At 57.7% G+C, this 15,465-nt stretch carries 11 protein-coding genes, 2 tRNA genes and 3 rRNA genes; 11 read left to right on the top strand and 5 right to left on the bottom strand.

The genetic code is table 11. The features are described from left to right. Nucleotides 1–4: 4 nt before the first annotated feature. Nucleotides 5–625 carry a 2-polyprenyl-3-methyl-6-methoxy-1,4-benzoquinone monooxygenase gene (gene coq7 / locus EBN1_RS02610; RefSeq protein WP_011236356.1) on the top strand — a complete coding sequence of 207 codons (621 nt, stop codon included), beginning with the start codon at nucleotides 5–7 and terminating at the stop codon, nucleotides 623–625. A 36-nt stretch (nucleotides 626–661) separates the two neighbouring features. On the opposite strand, the gene EBN1_RS02605 is transcribed toward coq7, so the two are convergent. Further along, nucleotides 662–1,081 carry an OsmC family protein gene (locus EBN1_RS02605; protein ID WP_011236355.1) on the bottom strand — a complete coding sequence of 140 codons (420 nt, stop codon included), beginning with the start codon at nucleotides 1,079–1,081 and terminating at the stop codon, nucleotides 662–664. A 546-nt stretch (nucleotides 1,082–1,627) separates the two neighbouring features. On the opposite strand from EBN1_RS02605, the gene rplM reads away from it, so the two are divergent. The 4 genes from rplM (at nucleotide 1,628) to erpA (ending at nucleotide 4,055) form a co-directional block, all read left to right on the top strand. Continuing rightward, the gene (gene rplM, locus EBN1_RS02600; protein ID WP_011236354.1) at nucleotides 1,628–2,056 is read left to right on the top strand and encodes a 50S ribosomal protein L13; all 429 of its coding nucleotides are present in this window, start codon (nucleotides 1,628–1,630) and stop codon (nucleotides 2,054–2,056) included. A 13-nt stretch (nucleotides 2,057–2,069) separates the two neighbouring features. Continuing rightward, complete coding sequence (gene rpsI / locus EBN1_RS02595; RefSeq protein ID WP_011236353.1) at nucleotides 2,070–2,462, top strand: 30S ribosomal protein S9; 393 nt, start codon at nucleotides 2,070–2,072, stop codon at nucleotides 2,460–2,462. 124 nt (nucleotides 2,463–2,586) lie between these two features. Beyond that, nucleotides 2,587–3,615 carry an N-acetyl-gamma-glutamyl-phosphate reductase gene (gene argC, locus EBN1_RS02590; protein WP_011236352.1) on the top strand — a complete coding sequence of 343 codons (1,029 nt, stop codon included), beginning with the start codon at nucleotides 2,587–2,589 and terminating at the stop codon, nucleotides 3,613–3,615. 89 nt (nucleotides 3,616–3,704) lie between these two features. After that, a complete protein-coding gene (gene erpA, locus EBN1_RS02585; RefSeq protein ID WP_011236351.1) occupies nucleotides 3,705–4,055 on the top strand; it encodes an iron-sulfur cluster insertion protein ErpA in 351 nt (116 codons plus the stop codon). A gap of 96 nt (nucleotides 4,056–4,151) precedes the next feature. Here erpA and EBN1_RS02580 read toward each other — a convergent pair whose 3' ends face one another. Further along, nucleotides 4,152–5,393 carry a peptidoglycan DD-metalloendopeptidase family protein gene (locus EBN1_RS02580; RefSeq protein ID WP_338390406.1) on the bottom strand — a complete coding sequence of 414 codons (1,242 nt, stop codon included), beginning with the start codon at nucleotides 5,391–5,393 and terminating at the stop codon, nucleotides 4,152–4,154. A gap of 156 nt (nucleotides 5,394–5,549) precedes the next feature. Between EBN1_RS02580 and tyrS the strand changes: the two genes are divergently transcribed. From tyrS to rrf, 6 genes are all read left to right on the top strand, one after another. Further along, complete coding sequence (gene tyrS, locus EBN1_RS02575; protein WP_011236349.1) at nucleotides 5,550–6,749, top strand: tyrosine--tRNA ligase; 1,200 nt, start codon at nucleotides 5,550–5,552, stop codon at nucleotides 6,747–6,749. Between the two features lie 384 nt (nucleotides 6,750–7,133). Then, nucleotides 7,134–8,671 (top strand): 16S ribosomal RNA (locus EBN1_RS02570). Between the two features lie 75 nt (nucleotides 8,672–8,746). Continuing rightward, a tRNA-Ile gene (locus tag EBN1_RS02565) sits at nucleotides 8,747–8,823 on the top strand. A gap of 11 nt (nucleotides 8,824–8,834) precedes the next feature. Further along, nucleotides 8,835–8,910: transfer RNA gene (locus EBN1_RS02560), tRNA-Ala, on the top strand. 275 nt (nucleotides 8,911–9,185) lie between these two features. Next, nucleotides 9,186–12,070: ribosomal RNA gene (locus tag EBN1_RS02555) — 23S ribosomal RNA — on the top strand. Nucleotides 12,071–12,167: 97 nt separating this feature from the next. Further along, nucleotides 12,168–12,280: ribosomal RNA gene (gene rrf / locus EBN1_RS02550) — 5S ribosomal RNA — on the top strand. Together the 16S, 23S and 5S rRNA genes with 2 tRNA genes alongside form the textbook arrangement of a ribosomal RNA operon. A gap of 211 nt (nucleotides 12,281–12,491) precedes the next feature. Here the strand turns inward: rrf and ubiG are convergent. The 3 genes from ubiG to EBN1_RS02535 all read right to left on the bottom strand — a co-directional run bounded on the left by ubiG (nucleotide 12,492) and on the right by EBN1_RS02535 (nucleotide 15,452). Next, entirely contained in the window at nucleotides 12,492–13,196 is a 705-nt protein-coding gene (ubiG, locus tag EBN1_RS02545) for a bifunctional 2-polyprenyl-6-hydroxyphenol methylase/3-demethylubiquinol 3-O-methyltransferase UbiG (RefSeq protein ID WP_011236348.1), read from the bottom strand. A 116-nt stretch (nucleotides 13,197–13,312) separates the two neighbouring features. Further along, the gene (locus tag EBN1_RS02540; RefSeq protein ID WP_011236347.1) at nucleotides 13,313–14,029 is read right to left on the bottom strand and encodes an OmpA family protein; all 717 of its coding nucleotides are present in this window, start codon (nucleotides 14,027–14,029) and stop codon (nucleotides 13,313–13,315) included. 103 nt (nucleotides 14,030–14,132) lie between these two features. Continuing rightward, complete coding sequence (locus EBN1_RS02535; RefSeq protein ID WP_011236346.1) at nucleotides 14,133–15,452, bottom strand: TRZ/ATZ family hydrolase; 1,320 nt, start codon at nucleotides 15,450–15,452, stop codon at nucleotides 14,133–14,135. Nucleotides 15,453–15,465 lie beyond the last annotated feature (13 nt).

Genomic DNA, 15,465 nt, shown 5'->3' with positions numbered 1-15,465 from the left:
GTTCATGATCGACGAAGCGATTGTCCAGTTCGACAAGGCTTTGCGCACGCTATTCGCGCCCGCGCGCAGCGTGCGCCCGACGCCCGGCGCGGGCGTGCCCGAAACGCATCTCGGGGATCGTGATCGGCAGCATGTCGCGGCCCTGATGCGCGTCAACCACAGCGGCGAGATCTGCGCCCAGGCGCTGTACCAGGGGCAGTCGATGAGCGCGGGTGACCTCGACGTCAAACGCGAACTCGCGCGGGCCTCGGACGAGGAAACCGAGCACCTGGCGTGGACCGAGCAGCGTATTTCCGAACTCGGAGGGCGCAAGAGCCTGCTGAATCCGCTGTGGTACGGTGGGTCGCTGGCGCTGGGGCTGCTGGCCGGGAGGCTTGGCGACCGATGGAGTCTCGGCTTCCTTGCCGAAACTGAGCGCCAGGTCGAAGCGCATCTCGACGGCCATCTGGAACATTTGCCTCCGGAGGACCACAAGTCTCGTGAAATCATCGAGCAGATGAAGGCGGATGAGGCGCATCACGCTGACGTCGCCCTCGCCCTCGGGGCTCACGAATTGCCTGCGCCCTTCAGGGGAGCAATGAGATTGATGGCCCGCGTGATGACGGCGACTGCATACCGGATATAGCGGGAAAAACCCTTGTGGCGCCTCCGTCCAGTGCCGTCACTCGCACTCGACGATGTCCCATTCGTGCACCAATTCGGCCGTCTTGCCGAGCATGATCGACGCCGAGCAATATTTCTCTGCCGAGAGGTGAATCGCGCGTTCCACCGCCTCGGCCTTCAACCCCTTGCCGCGCACGGTGTAGTGAAAAGTGATGCGGGTGAACACCTTCGGGTCTGCTTCCGCTCGTTCGCTCGAAAGCTTTACCTCGCAGCCGCGGACCTCCTGGCGGCCGCGTTTCAGGATCAGCACGATGTCGAACGCCGTGCATCCGCCAGCGCCGGCAAGCATCATTTCCATCGGGCGGGGGGCAAGATTTCGGCCGCCTGCCTCCGGTGCCCCATCCATCGCCACGACGTGACCGGTCCCGGTCTCCGCGAGGAAAGTCATTCCATCGACCCACTTTATAGTGCATTCCATCATCTACTCCGTTGTCCGCTTGATGAGCGAGGGAACCTCTGGGCGAGGCGGAGCGGCATTTTACCGGATGGCAATTCGATACGGCCAACCGGACGCGAGATGGGTCAGCATCCGGATTTTCTATTGCGGCGCAATAATACACCTCGAATGCATAACAACGTGTCACGCTGAGGTGGGCACATGTTGACGATGGTGGCCTGTTAAATTGATTAGTATCAATATCTTGCTCATAAATAAGTAAAATTTATCGAGTAATCAAAACATTTATAGTGCAATGCACAATAAAAGCTTGTGACGGGGGGCGTGTTTCACGATAATCGTACCCAGTCGGATCAAGGCGGTTTCGTGATCCAAGCGGTGTCTCCTCCACCCTCCTCCTTTGGTGTGGATTTAACGCAGTCCTGCATGGGCTGCGTTTTTTTTGCCTCCTCTCTTGTGACAGGGCTGCAGTAGCCTGAATTTGACTTCCCGGTATGGTTACGGGTACCATCACGAGCTTTCCGTTTATTGGCCTTCGCCCTAGGCCGGACAAGATCGAGGATTCGAATGAAAACGTTTTCTGCCAAGCCGCATGAAGTCAAGCGCGACTGGTTTGTTGTCGACGCGTCGGACAAGGTGCTTGGCCGGCTTGCCGCCGAAGTGGCCCGTCGCCTCCGTGGCAAGCACAAGGCCATCTACACGCCGCACGTCGATACGGGTGACTTCATCGTCGTCGTCAATGTCGAAAAGCTGCGGGTGACCGGCAACAAGGCGCTGGACAAGAAGTATTATCGTCATACTGGTTATCCGGGCGGAATCTACGAAACCAACTTCACCAAGCTGCAGCAACGCTTTCCCGAGCGCGTGCTGGAAAAGGCGGTGAAGGGCATGCTGCCGAAGGGGCCGCTGGGTTACGCCATGCTGAAGAAGCTGAAGTGCTACGCGGGTGGTGAACATCCGCATTCCGCTCAGCAGCCCCAAGTTCTCGAGATCTGACAGGAGCCGATCAATGGCTGTGAGTTACAACTACGGCACCGGCCGCCGCAAGACTGCGGTTGCTCGCGTGTTCATCAAGCCGGGTTCCGGCAATATCGTCGTCAACGGCAAGCCGGTCGACGAGTTTTTTTCGCGTGAAACTGGGCGCATGATTGTGCGTCAGCCGCTTGTGCTGACCGAAAACGACAGCCGCTTCGACATCATGGTCAATGTGACGGGCGGCGGCGAGTCTGGTCAGGCCGGTGCTGTTCGCCACGGTATCACCCGTGCGCTGATCGAATATGATGCAGAACTCAAGCCCGTGCTGCGCAAGGCCGGCTTCGTGACTCGTGACGCTCGCGAAGTAGAACGGAAGAAGGTTGGTTTCCGCAAGGCGCGTCGCCGCAAGCAGTTCTCGAAGCGCTGATACTTCGTATCTGCGAGCAGAAAAGCCGCCCTTCGAGGCGGCTTTTCTCGTTTCGAACTCAAGATCGACCGCTGCGAGTGCGATAATTCATCGCTCGGAAAGGTAGTCACGGCAAGGAGAAGGCATGATCAAGATTGGTGTGGTCGGTGGAACGGGATATACCGGAGTGGAACTGTTGAGGCTGCTTGCCCGCCACCCCGAGGCGAACCTGGTTGCGATAACCTCGCGCGGCGACGCCGGTATGCCCGTTTGCGACATGTTTCCGAGTCTGCGCGGTCGTGTCGATCTGCGCTTCGTGACTCCGCAGGACGCGGCGCTCGACCGCTGCGATGTAGTCTTCTTTGCCACGCCCAACGGGATCGCAATGCAGCAGGCAAGGGAACTCGTCGATGCCGGTGTGCGGCTGATCGATCTGGCGGCGGATTTCCGCATCCGGGATGTTGGAGAATGGGAGAAGTGGTACGGGATGAAACACGCTTCGCCGGAGCTGGTGGCCGAAGCCGTCTACGGCTTGCCCGAGCGGAACCGCGAACGCATTCGTTCGGCCCGCATACTGGCTAATCCAGGTTGCTACCCGACCGCGGTCCAACTGGGCTTTCTGCCGTTGGTCGAGGCCGGAGTGGTGGATCTGTCGCATTTGATCGCGGATGTGAAATCCGGAGTCTCGGGGGCGGGACGCAAGGCGGAAGTCCATACGTTGTTTGCCGAGGCGGCCGACAACTTCAAAGCTTACGCAGTGGCGGGGCACCGCCATCTTCCCGAGATTCGTCAAGGACTCGAGGCGATGGCCGGACAGGGTGTTGGCCTCACTTTTGTTCCACATTTGACCCCGATCATCCGTGGCATCCATGCGACGCTTTACGCCAGGCTTTCGACGGATGTGAATGTGCAGAAGCTGTTTGAAGAACGGTATCAGAACGAGCTCTTTGTCGATGTTCTACCCGCAGGCAGTCATCCGGAAACCCGCTCGGTGAGGGCAAGCAACCTTTGCCGTGTGGCCGTCCACCGGCCGCAAGGCAGCGACGTCGTCGTGGTCCTGTCGGTCATCGATAATCTCGTCAAGGGTGCCGCCGGCCAAGCCGTCCAGTGCATGAACATCATGTTTGAACTGGATGAGTCGCTCGGGCTCGATATCCTTCCGGTGTCCCCATAGGGGAACTATCGGCTGGACCGGTGATCGGACTTTGACGAAAATGCTTCCTGTGGCGCATCATGTGCCAGTGTTCTGATAGAGGAGAAAATATGAACACCGTAGTTGATACCCCAGAACTGATGGTCTTCACGGATAGTGCGGCCATGAAGGTCAAGGAGCTGATTGAGGAGGAGGGCAACCCTGAACTGAAGCTGCGCGTTTTCGTGAGCGGCGGGGGATGTTCCGGTTTTCAGTACGGTTTTACGTTCGACGAGGAAGTGAACGAGGACGACACCGCCTTCGAAAAAAACGGCGTGACGTTGCTGGTCGATCCGATGAGCTACCAGTACTTGGTAGGGGCCGAAATCGATTACAGCGAGGGGCTGGAAGGGTCCCAGTTCGTGATCCGCAATCCGAACGCGACAAGTACTTGCGGCTGCGGCTCTTCGTTTTCTGCGTGAACGAAAGACACTTGCGGGTTTGTTCCCCGCAGGGTGAAGCAGGAACGGGATGCTGCTGCATCCCGTTTTCTTTTCAGCCTTTCTGCGCCAGAAAGCTCAATCGGCTTGAGCCACGACTGTTCGATTCAGTAGCGCCAATCGTTGTAGCAGGGGGGCAGTACGGCTCTTGAATGCGGCCAGGGCGGTGGGTCCCAGTGGCTGGACGGTAGGTAGCGCAATCTTCATCGGATCGCGCGCAATATTGTTGACGCGGATTTCGTAATGCAGGTGCGGGCCGGTCGCCCAGCCCGTCGACCCCACATAGCCGATCAGATCGCCCTGCCTGATTTTTGTGCCTTTTCGAAGACCGCCGGCAAAGCCGTTGAGGTGAGCATAGGCGGTGGAGTAGCCGTCCCGGTGTTGCAAGATAACAATGTTGCCATAGCCGTTCTGCCTGCCTGCATAGTTTACAACGCCGTCAGAGGCCGCCTTCACGGGGGTGCCGGTCGGCGCTGCAAAGTCCACGCCGTTGTGGCTGCGCCAACTGCGGTGAATGGGGTGGAGACGCCGCCCGAACGTGGAGGAGATTCTGGAGAACTCGAGAGGGTACCGGAGGTATGCCTCATTCAGCCCGCGACCCTCGGGTGTGTAGTACGCCTCGCTCCCATCCGCATCTCGGTGGAATACCACAGCGTATTTTTTTCCTTGGTTGACGAACTCGGCCGCCAGCACTCGTCCACTACCTGCAGGAGCCCCCTTGTCGTAAATCGTCTCGTAGACGACGCTGAATTGATCTCCTGCACGCAGATCCGAGCTGAAATCGATCTCGGTGCCAAAAATCTCCGCAAGCTTTGTCGCGATGCTGTCGGGAACCCCCGCCGAATCCGTGGCACCGAAAAGCGTATGGCGGATCGTTCCGGAGCGCATCTCGATGTGGGTGTCCACTTCGGGGTGGGCTTGCCTGCGGGAGCGGATCCCCTCTGGAGTGCGCTCGATTGTGAAGCGTGAATCACCTCTCGCGACTGGCAAAGTCAGGGAAACGAGTTTTCCGCGGCCGTCGACGAGTGCCAATACGGACCGTCCTGCATGCAGTTGGCGAAGTGTGCTTCGGCTTTCGGGATCGCTAGACAGGAAATCGAGCGCTTCCTGGTCGTCGATCTTGATGCGCCGGAAAAGCGACTGAATCGTATCGCCCGGCTGCACCCGTTCGTCGAAAACGAAAGGGATGGGTCCATTGGCACTAGGCTGGACGGTAACGGAGCCAAGCTGCTCGGTGACCGATTGCACCGGAAACGGCGGCAAGGGATCGCCGGGAACCACTGCAGTGGCCGCGACGACGCTCAAAAGTGAGGTGCCCACGAGCGTTCCAAGCATCCATCGCCGGCGGCCGGAAGGGAGATGGTGGAACAGTTCGGCTAGAATCCTGATTTTTCGTGCCTGCATGGGAAACACTGGGCAAAAACTTGCGCGAGTTTAGCAAAGTTTTTCCGGCTGCCCTAACGAATGGAGAAATACATGACTGACGTACAGGCGGCCCTTGAGCTGATAAAGCGGGGAGCTGAAGAGTTACTGGTCGAAGCGGAACTTGTCGAAAAACTCGAATCGGATCGCCCTCTGCGCGTGAAGGCGGGTTTCGACCCGACGGCACCCGACCTGCACCTAGGGCACACTGTCCTGCTCAACAAGTTGCGGCACTTCCAGGAACTGGGCCATCAGGTAATGTTTCTGGTGGGTGACTTTACCGCAATGATCGGTGATCCGTCCGGGAAGAACGCCACTCGGCCGCCCTTGTCGCGTGAGCAGATCCTTGAAAATGCTCGGACCTATCAGGAGCAGGTGTTCAAGATTCTCGATCCGGACAAGACGGAGATCTGCTTTAACTCCTCGTGGATGGAGTCTCTGGGGACAGCGGGGATGATCCGTCTGGCATCACGGTACACCGTGGCCCGCATGCTGGAGAGGGACGATTTTGCAAAGCGCTACGCGGGGGGGCAGGCTATCGCGATCCACGAGTTTCTGTACCCTCTGTGCCAGGGCTACGACTCGGTGGCGATGCGGGCGGATGTCGAGCTTGGGGGGACAGACCAGAAATTCAATCTGCTGGTCGGCAGAGAGCTTCAGAAGCATGATCGGCAGGCTCCCCAGTGCGTGTTGATGATGCCTCTGCTGGAGGGACTCGACGGCGTTAACAAGATGTCGAAGTCGCTTGGCAACTACATAGGCATCACGGAAGCACCTCGCGAAATTTTCGGGAAGATCATGTCGATCTCCGATAGTTTGATGTGGCGCTATTTCGACTTGCTGTCGTTTCATCCTGCGGTCGAGATCGCGCGCTATCGCGCCGAGGTCGAAGGGGGGCGTAATCCGCGCGAGCTGAAAGTGCTGCTGGCGCAGGAGATCGTGGCCCGGTTCCACAGCCACGCTGCTGCAGAGGATGCACTCGCTGATTTCGAAGCACGATTCCAACGGGGGGTATTGCCAGACGACATCCCCGAAGTGAATGTCGTGGTCGGGGATGGCGGTTTGCCGGTGTTCCAAGTCGTCAAACAGGCAGGACTGACTGGAAGTACATCGGAAGCGCTGCGTATGATCGAGCAGGGCGCGGTTCGACTGAATGGGGAACGAGTCGAGGACAAAGGTCTTGTGCTTCAGCGTGATCAAACGGTTGTCTTGCAGGTTGGAAAACGGAAGTTCGCATCGGTTGTACTGAATTGACGGGAATTTCTCCGTGATCAAGAAGTCGCTTGGCTCCGAGGACGGATTACGTCAACAACCGGTTGACTGCCTGTTGGATGTGTCTATAATCCGCCGTTCTTCGCGCTCCAGTCGGTTTTTTGCGGTGGGGGGCGAGGCGCGGTGGCGGTAGAGGGAGCTTCACCGGTGGTCAGGAAAGAAGCCGGTGGGGGTTGACGGCAGCAGCGAAGTCGGTCAGAATCTCTTTCTCGCTGCAACGGCAGCGGTTCTTTAAAAAGTTGAACAACCGATAAGTGTGGGTACTGGGTTGCTGCGGTGGCCGGATTGTCTTCGGGCAGATCCGGCATTGCAAAGATCGAGTGCTCGCAGAAGTCAGTAAAGATTCTTTGAGTGCTTTGTTGGATTGAACTTAAGAGTTTGATCCTGGCTCAGATTGAACGCTGGCGGCATGCTTTACACATGCAAGTCGAACGGCAGCGGGGGCTTCGGCCTGCCGGCGAGTGGCGAACGGGTGAGTAATGCATCGGAACGTACCCAGTCGTGGGGGATAACTACGCGAAAGCGTGGCTAATACCGCATACGCCCTGAGGGGGAAAGCGGGGGACCTTCGGGCCTCGCGCGATTGGAGCGGCTGATGTCGGATTAGCTGGTTGGTGGGGTAAAGGCCTACCAAGGCGACGATCCGTAGCTGGTCTGAGAGGATGATCAGCCACACTGGGACTGAGACACGGCCCAGACTCCTACGGGAGGCAGCAGTGGGGAATTTTGGACAATGGGCGCAAGCCTGATCCAGCCATGCCGCGTGAGTGAAGAAGGCCTTCGGGTTGTAAAGCTCTTTCAGACGGAAAGAAATCGGGCGGGTGAATAGCCTGCCTGGATGACGGTACTGTCAGAAGAAGCACCGGCTAACTACGTGCCAGCAGCCGCGGTAATACGTAGGGTGCGAGCGTTAATCGGAATTACTGGGCGTAAAGCGTGCGCAGGCGGTTGTGTAAGACAGGTGTGAAATCCCCGGGCTTAACCTGGGAACTGCGCTTGTGACTGCACGGCTGGAGTACGGCAGAGGGGGGTGGAATTCCACGTGTAGCAGTGAAATGCGTAGAGATGTGGAGGAACACCGATGGCGAAGGCAGCCCCCTGGGCCGATACTGACGCTCATGCACGAAAGCGTGGGGAGCAAACAGGATTAGATACCCTGGTAGTCCACGCCCTAAACGATGTCGACTAGTTGTTCGGTGCGGTAACGCGCTGAGTAACGCAGCTAACGCGTGAAGTCGACCGCCTGGGGAGTACGGCCGCAAGGTTAAAACTCAAAGGAATTGACGGGGACCCGCACAAGCGGTGGATGATGTGGATTAATTCGATGCAACGCGAAAAACCTTACCTACCCTTGACATGCCTGGAATCCTGCAGAGATGCGGGAGTGCCTTCGGGAGCCAGGACACAGGTGCTGCATGGCTGTCGTCAGCTCGTGTCGTGAGATGTTGGGTTAAGTCCCGCAACGAGCGCAACCCTTGTCGCTAATTGCCATCATTAGGTTGGGCACTTTAGCGAGACTGCCGGTGACAAACCGGAGGAAGGTGGGGATGACGTCAAGTCCTCATGGCCCTTATGGGTAGGGCTTCACACGTCATACAATGGTCGGTACAGAGGGTTGCCAAGCCGCGAGGTGGAGCCAATCCCACAAAGCCGATCGTAGTCCGGATCGTAGTCTGCAACTCGACTACGTGAAGTCGGAATCGCTAGTAATCGCAGATCAGCATGCTGCGGTGAATACGTTCCCGGGTCTTGTACACACCGCCCGTCACACCATGGGAGTGGGTTTCACCAGAAGTAGGTAGCTTAACCTTTCGGGGAGGGCGCTTACCACGGTGAGATTCATGACTGGGGTGAAGTCGTAACAAGGTAGCCGTATCGGAAGGTGCGGCTGGATCACCTCCTTTCAAGAGAAGAGGCCGCGGCGACGCAGTATCCACAACTTATCGGTTGTTCAGGCAACGAGAGCCTCGAAGGCATGAGGGTCTGTAGCTCAGCTGGTTAGAGCACCGTCTTGATAAGGCGGGGGTCGTTGGTTCGAACCCAACCAGACCCACCAAGCGATCAAGCGGGGGATTAGCTCAGCTGGGAGAGCACCTGCTTTGCAAGCAGGGGGTCGACGGTTCGATCCCGTCATCCTCCACCAGTGTTCGGGGTGGGTAGAGGCGTCGGAAAAGGGCTAAGCCGTGCGGATCGTCGGGTCCGCAGGGCTTAGGCCTTGGCAGGTTTTTGAGGCTGCGTTCTTTAACAAAGTGGAAGAAGTAAAGTGTGCGACAGTGGGCCGCGAGGCGCGCTGTTGCATGGGTTGGTGTGATTGCATTTTTGCGGTCATTGGCGCTTTGAACCAGCGGCCGGTGACTGCGCACAAGCGTGAGTTCGTCTATGGCGGTGGTGCCCTGGCAACAGGGTCCATGGTTATAGGATCAAGCGACTAAGTGCATGTGGTGGATGCCTTGGCGATCACAGGCGATGAAGGACGTGCAAGCCTGCGAAAAGCGGGGGGGAGCTGGCAATGGAGCTTTGATCCCCCGATGTCCGAATGGGGAAACCCACTCCTTTTGGAGTATCCCGCGCTGAATACATAGGCGTGTGGAGGCGAACGCGGCGAACTGAAACATCTAAGTAGCCGCAGGAACAGAAATCAACCGAGATTCCCCAAGTAGTGGCGAGCGAACGGGGAGCAGCCTGCACGACTAAACCAATTACTTAGCAAAACGGTCTGGAAAGTCCGACGATACAGGGTGATAGTCCCGTATGCGAAAAGTAGCTGGCGGGTCTGAGCGTGCGACAAGTAGGGCGGGACACGAGAAATCCTGTCTGAAGATGGGGGGACCATCCTCCAAGGCTAAATACTCGTGATCGACCGATAGTGAACCAGTACCGTGAGGGAAAGGCGAAAAGAACCCCGGGAGGGGAGTGAAATAGATCCTGAAACCGCATGCATACAAACAGTGGGAGCCTCCTTCGTGGGGTGACTGCGTACCTTTTGTATAATGGGTCAGCGACTTACGTTCAGTAGCGAGCTTAACCGAATAGGGGAGGCGTAGGGAAACCGAGTCTGACAAGGGCGGCTGAGTTGCTGGGCGTAGACCCGAAACCGGATGATCTATCCATGGCCAGGATGAAGGTGCGGTAACACGCACTGGAGGTCCGAACCCACTAATGTTGAAAAATTAGGGGATGAGCTGTGGATAGGGGTGAAAGGCTAAACAAATCCGGAAATAGCTGGTTCTCCCCGAAAACTATTTAGGTAGTGCGTCGTACGGACACTTGCGGGGGTAGAGCACTGTAATCGTTGGGGGGGTCACTGCGATCTACCCCGCGATAGCAAACTCCGAATACCGCAAAGTGATATACGGCAGACAGTCCTGGGGTGCTAACGTCCTGGGACAAGAGGGAAACAACCCAGACCGCCAGCTAAGGTCCCAAATACATGGCTAAGTGGGAAACGAAGTGGGAAGGCCCAGACAGCTAGGAGGTTGGCTTAGAAGCAGCCATCCTTTAAAGAAAGCGTAATAGCTCACTAGTCGAGTCGTCCTGCGCGGAAGATGTAACGGGGCTCAAGCCATGAACCGAAGCTGCGGATCTCGCAAGAGATGGTAGGGGAGCGTTCCGTAAGCCTGCGAAGGTGTCTCGAGAGGGATGCTGGAGGTATCGGAAGTGCGAATGCTGACATGAGTAGCGATAAAGGGTGTGAAAAGCACCCTCGCCGAAAGCCCAAGGTTTCCTGCGCAACGTTCATCGACGCAGGGTGAGTCGGCCCCTAAGGCGAGGCAGAAATGCGTAGTCGATGGGAAACGGGTCAATATTCCCGTACCGGTCCTAGATGCGATGGGGGGACGGAGAAGGTTAGGCCAGCCGGGTGTTGGATGTCCCGGTTTAAGCGTGTAGGCGTGCCCCGTAGGCAAATCCGCGGGGCTGAGCTGAGGCGTGATGACGAGGGCTCTTTGAGCCCGAAGTGGTTGATACCATGCTTCCAGGAAAAGCCTCTAAGCTTCAGTCTAGGATCGACCGTACCGCAAACCGACACAGGTGGGCAGGTAGAAAATACCCAGGCGCTTGAGAGAACTCAGGAGAAGGAACTCGGCAAATTGATACCGTAACTTCGGGAGAAGGTATGCCCCGTTAGCTTGTAGGAGTACATCCGAAGGGCGAAGGGGCCGCAGAGAATCGGTGGCTGCGACTGTTTATTAAAAACACAGCACTGTGCAAACACGAAAGTGGACGTATACGGTGTGACGCCTGCCCGGTGCCGGAAGGTTAAGTGATGGGGTGCAAGCTCTTGATCGAAGCCCCGGTAAACGGCGGCCGTAACTATAACGGTCCTAAGGTAGCGAAATTCCTTGTCGGGTAAGTTCCGACCTGCACGAATGGCGTAACGATGGCCACACTGTCTCCTCCTGAGACTCAGCGAAGTTGAAATGTTTGTGAAGATGCAATCTCCCCGCGGCAAGACGGAAAGACCCCATGAACCTTTACTGTAGCTTTGCATTGGACTTTGACGGGACTTGTGTAGGATAGGTGGGAGGCTGTGAAACGGGAACGCCAGTTTCCGTGGAGCCAACCTTGAAATACCACCCTGGTGTCGTTGAGGTTCTAACCTTGGCCCGTGAATCCGGGTCGGGGACCGTGCATGGCAGGCAGTTTGACTGGGGCGGTCTCCTCCCAAAAGGTAACGGAGGAGTACGAAGGTCGCCTAGACACGGTCGGACATCGTGTTGATAGTGCAATGGCAAAAGGCGGCTTGACTGCGAGACCGACAAGTCGAGCAGGTGCGAAAGCAGGTCATAGTGATCCGGTGGTTCTGCATGGAAGGGCCATCGCTCAACGGATAAAAGGTACTCTGGGGATAACAGGCTGATTCCGCCCAAGAGTTCACATCGACGGCGGAGTTTGGCACCTCGATGTCGGCTCATCACATCCTGGGGCTGTAGCCGGTCCCAAGGGTATGGCTGTTCGCCATTTAAAGTGGTACGTGAGCTGGGTTTAAAACGTCGTGAGACAGTTTGGTCCCTATCTGCCGTGGGCGCTGGAAGTTTGAGAGGACCTGCTCCTAGTACGAGAGGACCGGAGTGGACGCACCCCTGGTGTACCGGTTGTGACGCCAGTCGCATCGCCGGGTAGCTAAGTGCGGAAGAGATAACCGCTGAAAGCATCTAAGCGGGAAACTCGCCTCAAGATGAGACTTCCCCGGGGCCTCGAGCCCCCTGAAGGGTCGTCGAAGACCACGACGTTGATAGGTCGGGTGTGGAAGCGCAGCAATGCGTTGAGCTAACCGATACTAATTGCCCGTGAGGCTTGATCCTATAACCCTGGATCGAACACCGCGACAACTCACCGAAAAACGCATCACACCAACAACACCCCACACACTTTGCTTCTCCGCTTTGTTACCCTTTACAGTCTGACGACCATAGCGTCCTGGCACCACCCCTTCCCATCCCGAACAGGACCGTGAAACAGGACCGCGCCGATGATAGTGCCTAAACGGGTGCGAAAGTAGGTCATCGTCAGACTACCCTTTGCTCTGCACAAAAGCCGCTTCCCCTCCCCGGGAAAGCGGCTTTTTGCTGTCCAAACGCCGCAACCGGACACGCCCGCGACTTCCGCGCAAGCGCTACGTCGCCGGGGCGGAAAGAAGACGCAGGGAATCTTCATGGGCACAATACGTTTTACGACACCAGCATTCCAATAAATCTGAATGGATCCGAGCTTCCTTCGCGAGCTCTACGACACTGCCTGTTTGGCGTGAACAAGGTAATTCACATCGGTGTCATTTCCGAGAGAATACACCTGCGTCAAGGGGTTGTAGCTCATACCGAGCAATTCGGCGGTTTCCAGGCCCGCTTGGCGGCAATACCGTGCGAGTTCGGATGGCCTGATGAATTTCACATAATCGTGCGTGCCGCGCGGCAATAGCTTCAGGATGTATTCCGCCCCGAGGACTGCAAATAGATACGCTTTGAAATTCCGGTTGATTGTGGAGAAGAACACTTGGCCGCCGGGGCGGACCAGTTGGGCGCACGCGGCCACTGTGCTTGCAGGATCAGGAACATGCTCGAGCATTTCCATGCATGTCACGATGTCGAACTCACCCGCATGTTGCGCGGCGAATTCCTCGGCGCTCGCATGGTGATAGTCGACTTTCTGCCCGCTTTCGAACAGGTGAAGGCGAGCGACGCCGAGAGCCTTTTCTGACAGGTCAATACCTGTGACATGAGCGCCTGCAGCCGCCATGCTCTCGGACAGGATTCCTCCGCCACATCCAATATCCAGGACACGCTTGCCTGCAAGCCCCGCATTCCTGTCTATCCAATCGAGACGCAACGGGTTGATTTCATGAAGCGGTTTGAATTCGGACGTGGTGTCCCACCAGCGGTGGGCAAGTTCGCTGAATTTCTGCAGTTCTGCGGGGTCTGCATTCATGTTCATTGCCTGAAGTCTTTTGTCACGATGGGACCAGTGCGGCGCAGCCGTGTTCCCCTTTAGCTGGCCAAATGAAAAAGCCCTGCCGGAGCAGGGCTTTCACGGGCACTGATATGAATAGTTTACTTCGTGCCGATCACTTCAACTTCGACGCGACGATCCGGCTGCAGGCATTCGATAAGAGCCTTGCGCCCGAGTTTGTCCGAGCAGGTCGTGCCCGTGACCGGTTGGCGCTCGCCCTTGCCTTCGGTATAGATGCGGTTTGCTTCGACGCCCTTGCCCACGAGATAGGTCTTCACGGCATTGGCGCGGCGCTCGGACAACTTCTGGTTGTAGACATCGGAGCCGAGGCGGTCGGTATGGCCGACCGCGAGAATCACTTCCAGCTTGACGCTCTTCGCCTGCTCGGCCAGTTGATCAAGCTTGCTCCTGCCTTCCGGCTTGAGGACGGCCTTGTCGAAGTCGAACAGCGTGTCGGCGGAGAGTTTGATCTTTTCAGCGGTGGGCCTCGGGGCCGGAGCGGCAGGGGCGGGAACTGCCGCCGGGATCACTGCCGGCGTACACTTTTCCTTCGGCACGATATCGCTGTCGCATTCGCAGCCTGCCGGGAACTGACCGGCCATGGCGGTACCTGCAGCAGCCGGGCTCCAGTAGCCGGTGCGCCAGCACAAGCCGGCACCGCTACGCGCTACGACGTTGCGCGAATCGATAACGTAGGGAATCTCGCCCTTGCCATCGACCACGACATCCTTTGCCTGCGCAAAGGCGGCCGGGGCGGAGAGGCCGATCGAGGCGATTGCGGCCAGTATGAACATCTGCTTTTTAGTCTGTTTGATCATGATTTCCTCGTCGATGGGCAGGAGGATGAGTGGGGATGACTGATTAACCGGGCGAATTGAATTCTGCAGTACCCGCCAAGAGTAAGAGCCAAACATATCCAGTTCAGCTACCAGACTTAGTTTGCCACAGTGCAGTAAGCGTGAGCAATTCTCTGTCGTTTAATTGCAACATCAAATTCCCTTTGTTTACACGGATTTCTCCGCCGACCCATACGTGGGAGACGTGCTCCCGTCCTGTGACATAGACCAAATGCGAGACAGGATTGAAGCAGGGGCGTGTCTCGAACCGGTCCAGCGCGACCGCACAAAGGTCGGCTGCCTTGCCTGGTTCTATCGACCCGAGTTGGTCTCCCATTCCCAAAGCGCGGGCGGCATCGAGTGTCGCCATCCGAATGGCGGCATGGGCAGGAATCGCGGTGGCGTCGAGGGTGGACACCTTCGCAAGGAGACAGGCATGACGGATTTCCTGGAAGAGATCAAGGCGGTTGTTGCTTGCTGCGCCGTCGGTGCCGAGGCCTACCGTGATGCCGTCTTCCCTCAGGCGGGCGACCGGTGCGATACCGCTTGCCAGCTTCATGTTCGAGGTGGGACAGTGGGCAATACTGCAACCATGCAGGGTGAGCAGGTCGAAATCGGATTGGTCGAGATGAACCGCATGGACACCGAGCAGGTTGCTGCCGAGCAGACCGAGGCGTGCAAGTCGGGTGAGCGGACGGACACCATGCCGGGAAAGGGAGTCCTGAATCTCCTGGAGCGTCTCGTGGAGATGGATGTGGATCGTCGTGTCGAGTTCGGCGGCGAGGCTGGCGACGCGCGCCAGGGTTTCATCGGAAACGGTATACGGTGCGTGCGGGGCAAACGAAAAATCGATTCGTGGATGCGTGTGCCATTGCCCCCGTGCTGCCAGTCCCTTGCGCAGATAGTCGTCCGCATCGGCGGCGTAGGGCGTGGGAAATTCGAGCACGGTAATGCCGAGCACGGCACGCATTCCCGCCTGGTCGAACGCTTCAGCGGCCGCATCGGGGTAAAAATACATATCGTTGCAGGTCGTGATTCCGCCCCGCAGCATTTCGGCCGCCGCCAGCAAGGTGCCGTCCCGGACGAAAGCATAGGACACCTGCCTGCTTTCGGCCGGCCAGATCGCCTCCTGCAGCCAGCGCATCAAAGGCAGGTCGTCGGCGATTCCGCGCATCAACGTCATCGCCGAATGGGCATGGAGATTGATCAGCCCCGGAATCAGGACATGATCGGCGAGTTCGAACGACTCTGGCGCGTGATAGTGCGAGCGCGCTTCGTCCTGCGGCAATATCGCGAGGATGCGCCCGTTGCGCACCACAACCGCATGGTGCTCGAGTACGACGTTCGCCGGCTCGACGGGAACGATCCAGCGGGCGTGAATCAGGAGGTCTGCGGGCTGGCTCACTCTTGCTCCAGAC

The sequence above is a fragment of the Aromatoleum aromaticum EbN1 genome, assembly GCF_000025965.1.
Taxonomy (GTDB): Bacteria; Pseudomonadota; Gammaproteobacteria; order Burkholderiales; family Rhodocyclaceae; genus Aromatoleum; species Aromatoleum aromaticum.
The sequence above is the reverse complement of the archived record's forward strand: the minus strand, read 5'-3'. Positions and strand labels throughout refer to the sequence as shown.

Bases quoted from the DNA above. Each gene is read 5' to 3' on its own strand.
- coq7 (WP_011236356.1), top strand. From the start codon at position 5: ATGATCGACGAAGCGATTGTCCAGTTCGACAAGGCTTTGCGCACGCTA.
- EBN1_RS02605 (WP_011236355.1), bottom strand. From the start codon at position 1,081: ATGGAATGCACTATAAAGTGGGTCGATGGAATGACTTTCCTCGCGGAG.
- rplM (WP_011236354.1), top strand. From the start codon at position 1,628: ATGAAAACGTTTTCTGCCAAGCCGCATGAAGTCAAGCGCGACTGGTTT.
- rpsI (WP_011236353.1), top strand. From the start codon at position 2,070: ATGGCTGTGAGTTACAACTACGGCACCGGCCGCCGCAAGACTGCGGTT.
- argC (WP_011236352.1), top strand. From the start codon at position 2,587: ATGATCAAGATTGGTGTGGTCGGTGGAACGGGATATACCGGAGTGGAA.
- erpA (WP_011236351.1), top strand. From the start codon at position 3,705: ATGAACACCGTAGTTGATACCCCAGAACTGATGGTCTTCACGGATAGT.
- tyrS (WP_011236349.1), top strand. From the start codon at position 5,550: ATGACTGACGTACAGGCGGCCCTTGAGCTGATAAAGCGGGGAGCTGAA.
- ubiG (WP_011236348.1), bottom strand. From the start codon at position 13,196: ATGAACATGAATGCAGACCCCGCAGAACTGCAGAAATTCAGCGAACTT.
- EBN1_RS02540 (WP_011236347.1), bottom strand. From the start codon at position 14,029: ATGATCAAACAGACTAAAAAGCAGATGTTCATACTGGCCGCAATCGCC.